Source organism: Amycolatopsis rhizosphaerae (assembly GCF_007713715.1).
Taxonomy (GTDB): Bacteria; Actinomycetota; Actinomycetes; order Mycobacteriales; family Pseudonocardiaceae; genus Amycolatopsis_E; species Amycolatopsis_E rhizosphaerae.
The window spans coordinates 1-7,770 of sequence record NZ_VJWX01000343.1; the positions used below are offsets into that span (position 1 = coordinate 1).

Here is a 7,770-nt window from a genome sequence, read left to right on the forward strand (position 1 = left end):
CGCTGGGCCTGTTCCTGGTCCTCGCCATGATCGTCGCCGCGACCTGGTTCCTCGGCGCCCGGGGCACCTCCCAAAACCCGGCGAACACGTCCGCACCCGTCACGAGCATGGCCGACACTCCCACGCCGGCGGTTCCGCTGGAGAACCGCATGCCCACGCTGCCGGGCACGCCGGACGTCAACAACTCGACCGTCTCGGTGGCCAAGGGGGTGGAGCTCGAGCTGTACCCCGCGCAGGCGGCGGACACCTTCACCCGTAACGGCGTCCAGCAGGTCGTGTACCGGGGCTCATCGCAGGGCGACGACAACTACTTCGTGCTCGCCATCCAGGCGGGTGACCCGGCGAAGGCGAAGGCCATCGTCGACTACATGTACAACGGCGCCCTGACCGGCGGATTCACCGCCGTGACCTCCGCACCGCCGACCGCGCCGGTGGCGAACGGCATCAAGGGCACCCGCGCGATGCGCGGCACGTGGTACGCCTCGGGCGACACGGCCGTGGTCGTGTGGGTCTCCCAGCCGCGCGGACTGGCCGCCTCCCGGCTCAGCCAGCACCTCGACTCGACGGTGACGGCGCTGCGGCAGGTGCTCCCCGCTGGATGATCATCGTCGTTTCCGCCTCGGACCGCGGTTCGGGGCGCGGCGGCGGCTTGCGCAGGTAGCGGCGCAGCCGCTGGGTCGGTTCTTCGACGAAACGCCACGACAACTGGCCCGCCAGGAAGGCAGCGGGCACGGCCAGCGCGATGAGCAGCCACAACTGCCGGACCCCGGCCATGACCAGCAACTGCTGGATCGGGAACGCCCAGATGTAGAGCCCGTAGCTGCCGTACACCAGTGATCCGGCGCGTTCCCAGCGCTTCGGCCAGTGCGAAGCCAGGGTGATCGCGCCGTAGGACGCCATCACCGCGAGCAGATAGCGGCTCACCACCGTCTGGCTCAACGGGATCCACGCCAGGAACAGGACGATGGCCACCCAGGGGCGGAGCGGGATCTTGTCCCGGTAGGTCCGCAGGATCATGCCGATCACGAACGGCACCAGGAACGCCACCGCCGAACCGATCGGCACGACCAGCAGCGAGAGGGGACGGCCGTGGTACTCGAAGGTCGCCTGGAAAACGCTGTCCGCGTAGACCATGCCGCCCAGCAAGCCGACCAGCACGAGCCGCGACACCCTGAAGGAGATCAGCACCCCGGCCAGCAGCACCAGCGCGTAACCGAGCATCTCGATCGGCAGGGTCCACAGCGCACCATTGACCGAATAGGGATAGGGATTGCCGGTGAACACGCCGGGCAGTTGGTGCTGCAGCAGGAACAGCACCGTGGTCCCGACCAGGTACCGCCAGGTCTGGACATGGGTCCAGTAGGCGTGGGCCGGCCAGGTGGTGACCAGCGGACCGATCACGAACACGGTGGTGCAGAGCACGACCACCAGCGGCGGCAGGATCCGCAGCAGACGGCGGGCCGAGTACCGCCACCACGACGGGTCGCGGGTCCAGCTGTCCTGGATCTGGAACCCGCTCATGGCGAAGAAACCCATGAGCGCCACGTATCCCGGGGACGCGTGCCACGAGGCCGGGAAGATCGTCAGCCGGTTCGGTTCCAGCAGCGGACAGCAGTGGTCGACGACGACCGTGACGGCGCCGATCGTACGCAACCAGGCGAACCCGATATTGGGATCCGCGTAGATCTTCCCCCGAGCGCCCCGCATGGCGGCTGATGGTAGTGCACGTATCCATTCACCGGGACTGCCAGTTGGAAATTCACCGCGAGAGGGTCGCGACCACCGCCCGCCCCGCCTCGGACCGCGGTTCGGGGCGCGGCGGCGGCTTGCGCAGGTAGCGGCGCAGCCGCTGGGTCGGTTCCTCGACGAAACGCCACGACAACTGGCCCGCCAGGAACGCGGCGGGCACGGCCAGCGCGATGAGCAGCCACAACTGCCGGACCCCGGCCATGACCAGCAACTGGGTGATCAGGAATCCCCACAGGTAGATCCCGTAACTGCCGGAGAGCAGGGTGCGGCCCCGGTCCCACCGCCATGGCCAGTGCGAAGCCAGGGTGATCGCGCCGTAGGACGCCATGGCGGCGAGCAGGTAGCGACTGGCCGCGGTCTCGGTCAACGGGATCCATGCCAGGACCAGAGCGACGGCCACCCAGGGGCGGAGCGGGATCTTGTCCCGGTAGGTCCGCAGGATCATGCCGATCACGAACGGCACCAGGAACGCCACCAGCGAACCGATCGGCACGACCAGCAGGGAACCGCCGCCGCCCGGGTACGCCTCGGTCGCCCCGAGCACGGTGTCCCCCCAGACCAGGCCTCCCAGCAGCACGAACAGCACGAATCGCGGCGCGCCGAAGGAGATCACCAGCCCGGCCACGAGGACCAGCCCGTAGGCGAGGACCTCCATGGGCAGGGTCCACAGCGAGCCGTTGACCGCGTACGGGTACGGGTTGCCGAGGAAGACTCCCGGCAACTGGTGCTGCATGAGGAACAGCACGGTGGTGCCGACCAGGTAACGCCAGGTCTGGACGTGGGCGAAGTAGGCGGGCGCCGGCCACGAGGTGATCAGCGGCCCGATCACCAGCGTGGTGATCAGGAGCGTCACGACCAGCGGTGGCCCGATGCGCAGCAGACGGCGGGCCGAGTACCGCCACCACGACGGATCCCGCAGCCAACTGTCCTGGACCTGGAAACCGCTCATGGCGAAGAACGCCATGAGCGTCACGTATCCCGGGGTGACGAACCAGGACGGGGGAAAGAACGCCACCCCTTGCACCCCCAGCAGCGGGATGCAGTGATCGACGACGATGACGAGCGCGCCGATCGTGCGGAGCCAGGCGAAACCCGCATTGGGATTCGCGTGGATTTTCCTTTCAGGCCGCACCGGCCGATGGTAATGCGCCGACTCGCCCCAGAAGGTGTGTCGATGTGCGCGTTATCGTAACAATGTCCCAAGTGTCCGTCGTGCGGTCTCGGGCCCGAACTGCCTGGCCACCGCGGCCTTTCCGTGCTCGGACAACGTCAGCCACAGCTTGTCGTCTTCGAGCAGGGTGACCAGCTGGGCCGCGAGTTCGGCGGCGGTTTCCCCGAGCAGCGCGCTTTCCCCCGGCACCAACGGCATCCCCTCCGCGGCCAGCGAGGTCACCACCACCGGCACCCCGTGCCCGAGCGCTTCACCGACCTTGCCCTTGACGCCCGCGCCGAACCGCAACGGGGCCACCACGGCACGGGCCTGCCGGTAGTGGGGGGCGAGTTCGGGCACCCAGCCGTGCACGAGCACGCCTTCCCCGGCGAGGTTTCGGATCTCCTCCGGCGGGTTGCTGCCGACGATGTGCGCGACCGCATCGGGCCTGCTGAGCCGCACCAGCGGCATGATCTCCTCGGCCAGCCAGCGGGCCGCGTCGCGGTTCGGCAGGTGGTCGAAACTGCCCACGAAGAGCACGCCGGAACGCCCTTCCGGCACCGCTTCCGCACGGTCGGCGGTGTGCACGTTGGACAGCACCTCCACCTTCGCCGAAGGCACCAGCTTGCCGAGGAGCTCCCGTTCCACCTCGGACACGGTCAGCGTGACGTCGGTGGTGCGGGCGAGCCCGAGTTCGAGTTCCCGCAGGACGGCGGCCCGGCGGCGCAGCGATGCTGCCTCGTCCTCGTCACCGGTCTTCGCGGCCAGCTCGGCCTGCCGCTCGAGACGCAGGAAGTGCAGGTCCACGGTGTCGTAGACGACGCGGCAGTCCGGCGCCACGCCACGGATCTGTTCGAGCAGCCGCCAGGCCACCTCGGGTCGCGACAGCAGGGCGAGGCGCAGCGCCGGGCCCGCCTCACGCAGGAACTCCCGCTGGTGCCCCTCCCCGGCGATCACCGTGATTCCCCGGTCGTGCAACAGCTTCGTGTACTCCTCCGGAAGCCAGTGGTTCATCGGGAAGAACACGACCCGCTCGCGCAGGTCCGCGAGCAGTTCGAGGATGCGGCTCATCCGCACCGAACCGGAGTCCTCGTCCGGCCGCGGCACCTGGTGGTCGGCGACCAGCACGAGGCCGCCGTGGTGGCCGGAAGCGCCGCGCTGCCGGCCAAGCCACACGTTGCGCGGACTCGCCTCGGGCAGCTGGCCGGCCAGTTGCGCGGCCCACTTGTCGGCGAACACGGTCCGGTTCAGTTCCTGGTGGCGCTTCACCCCGGAGGCGAGGTCGGTGCCGTTGGACACGCCCTCGTGGTGCACCACGACCGACGCCGGCTGCACCATCGTGCGGTAGCCCGCCGCGCGCACGGCGAAGGCGAGGTCGGTGTCCTCGTAGTAGGCGGGCGCGAAACGTGGGTCGAAGCCACCGATCTTCTCGAAGAGGTCTCGCCGGACCAGCAGCGCCGCCCCCGAGCAGTAGTCGACCTCGCGCACGGTCTGGAACCACGGCTCGTTCGCCTGCTGGTTGCGGCCGTAGTTCCAGCCGGTCCCGTCGGCCCAGATGATCCCGCCGCTCTCCTGCAGGGTGCCGTCGGGGTAGATCAGCTTGGAGCCGACGAGGCCCACGTCTTCGCGGTCCTCGACGAGCTCGACCAGCTTGTCCAGCCACCCCGGCCGGACCTCGGTGTCGTTGTTGAGGAACATGATCAGCTCGCCGCGCGCGTGCTCCGCACCCAGATTGCAGGCGCCGATGAAACCGAGGTTGCGCGGGGCGCGGACCAGGCGCACGCCGGGGCAGGCGGCCACCCGGTCGGCCGAGTCGTCCGGCGAGGCGTCGTCCACCACGATCACCTCGAACGGCGTGACCGGCAGCGCGAGTTCGATGGATTCCAGGCAGCGACGGGTGTAGTCCCAGTGCCCGTAGGTCGGGATGACCACGCTGACGATCGGCTGTTCGCTGGTCGTCACGGCGATCGGGCCGGGCACCGGAAGCGCCGAGGGCAGTACCCCGGTGGGACGGCCGAAAGCCCGCTCGTACAGGTCACGCCGCCGGGTGCCGCGCGGCGCGTACCGCTCGATGGAGGTGCGGTAGCGGTTGATCAGGCGCTGGCCCAGCGCGGACTGCTCCTCGCGCAGGCGCGCGTTCTCCACCACCAGTTCGTGCACGGTGCGCTTCAGGCTGCTGCTGGTCTCGCTGAGCCAGGAGAGGCGCGCCTGTTCGTGCCCGGCCTTGCGCTGCTCTCGGCCGAGTTCCGCGGCCAGCTGCCGGTTTTCCGCGCGCTCCCGCTGGATCCGCTCCAGCGCGGCGTCCCGTTCGGCGGCAGCCCGCCGAACGGTTTCCCGGACCTCTTCCAGTTCGGCTGCCCTGCTCTCGGCCTTCTCGGAGACGCTTTCGAGGTCTTGTTGCAGGGCCTGCGCGGTCTGGGCCAGCCGGTCCACCTCGGCGTGCGCCGCGGCGACGAGGGCCAGGTGCTCGTCGACCAGCACGGAAACACCGGGGCTCTCGACCGGTTCGTCCGAAGCGACCGCGAGGAAATAGGTGTGTGGCGCACCTTCGCGCACCGACCACTCGTCGGCCGAGGTCCGGCTCATGGTGTGCAACTCGCCACCGGTTCCCTCGCCGTGGATCAGCGAACCGACCGCGACGTTCTGCCGCAGCAGTTCGACGTGGGCGAAGCTCCCCGACAGCAGCGACCGGAAACCGTCTTCGTCCAGTTCCCTGACGTGATACGGGTTCTCGTTGCCGTGGTCGTGCGTGTAGACCTCGATGTCGGGCGTGCTGCACAGGAAGACCCCGCCGGGGACCAGCAGCCGTCGCACCAGTCGCAGCACCTGTTCCTGGGCCTCGACGTGTTCGATCGCCTCGAAGCAGGTGATCACGTCGAAGGGTTCGGCCCCGGACAGCGCCTCCGGATCGTCCATCGAGCCGACCTCGAAGCCCACCGTTCCGGACTGGTAGCGGCGCCGGGCGTGCTCGACGGCGGCCGGGTCCAGTTCCAGCCCCACCACCGCGGCCGCGGCCCGGCCGAGCAGCGCGCAGCCGTACCCTTCGCCGCTGGCCAGGTCCAGTACGCGCTTTCCGGCGACGAACCGCAGGGCGAAGGCATAACGGTGGTAGTGCTCGTAGATGACCTGGTGGTCGTCGGTCCACGGCACGCAACGTTCGCCGGTCCACTCGATGAGTCGTTCGCCCGGGGTCCCCACATCCATGCCGAGCAGGTTAGCGAACCGGCACCACCGGCCCGCGGTGCTCGGTACCCTACGTCCCATGAAGGTGGGCACCCGATCGCACCCGCCGGGCTCGGGCGGTCTGCCTCCCACTCCGGAATCCTGGCTGCCCAAGGAACACAACCTCTACCGGCCCCGGCACAGCCTGCGGCAGCGGACCGCACTGGTCTCCGCCATCGTCTTCTTCCTGGTACCGGCACTGGCCTTCGTGGTCGGTGTGCGGCCCACCGCCTTCGAAAACCGTGCCCTGCACGGGTTTCCCTCACTGGGCTCGGGATGGGCGTTCTTCACCGGATTGTCCGCATGGGCCACCGACCAGCTACCCCTGCGGCAGGCCGGGGTCGAGGCCGCGAACGGCATCAGCACCGGGGTCTTCGGGGACCCGCCCGGATCCGGCCGCGCCGGCACGCAGGGAGGACCCAGCGTGCTCGGCCCGCAGGACCAACGGCCGCCGACCCCTCCGGCGGAGAACTACCCGCCCCTGATCTTCGGTTCCGACGGCTGGATCTACCTGGGTGCCGACGTCAGCAACAAGTGCGCGCCCACCTTGAACTCCGCGGAGGTGGTGCGGGCGTTCCAGCGGTTGCGGGCTGCGGTCGAATCGTCCGGACGGCGCTTCGAGCTGATCATCGCCCCGGACAAGTCGACCGAACTGCCCGAGCACCTGCCCGCCTCCTATCCCGGGCGCGACTGTTCGCGAGCGGTGTCGGACCAGTTCTGGCGTGACGCCACCCAGCTCGGAAACATCGACCTGCGCCCGAGCCTCGCCGCGACCACCGCCCGCGTCGGCCACCCGCTGTACGACCCGAACGACACGCACTGGAACTACGAGGGCGGCCTGACCATGACCTACGCCCTCGCGGAACGGCTCCAGCCCGGCATCACCGCCTCCTGGACGGCGAAACCGGGACGGGTCAACCCGTGGCCGGCCGACCTTCCCCCACTGATCGGAAAATCGGAAAACCGGCATCTGCAGACCTACTCGCTCGCCCCGGACGGCACCGCGGATCGCTCGCACTACGTCGCGAGCGATTTTCGAACTCCCCTGCACCTCCAGCAAAACACCGCCGAACCGGGGAAGGGTGTCATCGGGGGCAAGGTCACGCTGATCGCGGACTCGTTCACGCAGTTCGCATCGCCGTTTCTCGCCGCGGCTTTCCAGGACGTCAGCATCGTGCACACCGAAACGATGGCGGCGAACCCCACGGCCGAAGCCACCCAGTTGCTCGCCGACCGGGACACCGTGGTGGTGGAGCTGGCCGAACGCAATGCCGCGGGCGGCGCGAGCCCGCTGCTCGAGGAATCCGTGATCGACCAGATCGCCGCGGTACTGGCGAATAACCCCAGGTAGCAACAACCGCACCAATGGCGGGGTGCACAATATGCAGGTCCGGGAACGGTTCGCCGTTCCCGGTTGTCGCGGCGGAGCCCGTCAGCATCGGTGAACACCTATCCCGAAGGGGGTGCCGGGGTGACCTGGCAGGAAGAGTTGCGCAAGCTCGACGAAGACCTGGCGAGCGGCACCCTGTCCGCCGACGCCTACCGCGCGCGACGCGACCAGATCCTTTCCGCCGCGGTGACCTCCGGCGATCCCGGTTCCCAGCCCAACCAGGGCGGTGAACAGGCGAACGCGACGCAGATCATCGAAC

General features: G+C 69.2%; 4 protein-coding genes and 1 pseudogene. 2 read left to right on the plus strand and 3 right to left on the minus strand.

Annotated features, from left to right (window positions below; translation table 11 throughout):
* Positions 1-602, plus strand: a pseudogene (locus FNH05_RS38310) (hypothetical protein); the annotation flags it as partial.
* Here the strand turns inward: FNH05_RS38310 and FNH05_RS26645 are convergent.
* Genes FNH05_RS26645 through FNH05_RS26655 form a run of 3 tightly spaced genes read right to left on the minus strand, consistent with a single transcriptional unit; the run spans position 544 to position 6,103 of the window.
* A complete protein-coding gene (locus FNH05_RS26645) occupies positions 544-1,707 on the minus strand; it encodes an acyltransferase family protein (protein WP_144591461.1) in 1,164 nt (387 codons plus the stop codon). The pseudogene FNH05_RS38310 and the gene FNH05_RS26645 sit on opposite strands and share 59 nt — an antisense overlap.
* Before the next feature lie 52 nt (positions 1,708-1,759).
* Entirely contained in the window at positions 1,760-2,881 is a 1,122-nt protein-coding gene (locus tag FNH05_RS26650; protein WP_144591462.1) for an acyltransferase family protein, read from the minus strand.
* A gap of 51 nt (positions 2,882-2,932) precedes the next feature.
* Positions 2,933-6,103, minus strand: coding sequence for a glycosyltransferase (locus FNH05_RS26655; protein WP_144591463.1), 3,171 nt, complete (start codon positions 6,101-6,103; stop codon positions 2,933-2,935).
* A gap of 58 nt (positions 6,104-6,161) precedes the next feature.
* Here FNH05_RS26655 and FNH05_RS26660 point away from each other — a divergent pair, with 58 nt between their 5' ends.
* Complete coding sequence (locus FNH05_RS26660; RefSeq protein WP_144591464.1) at positions 6,162-7,472, plus strand: alginate O-acetyltransferase AlgX-related protein; 1,311 nt, start codon at positions 6,162-6,164, stop codon at positions 7,470-7,472.
* Positions 7,473-7,770 lie beyond the last annotated feature (298 nt).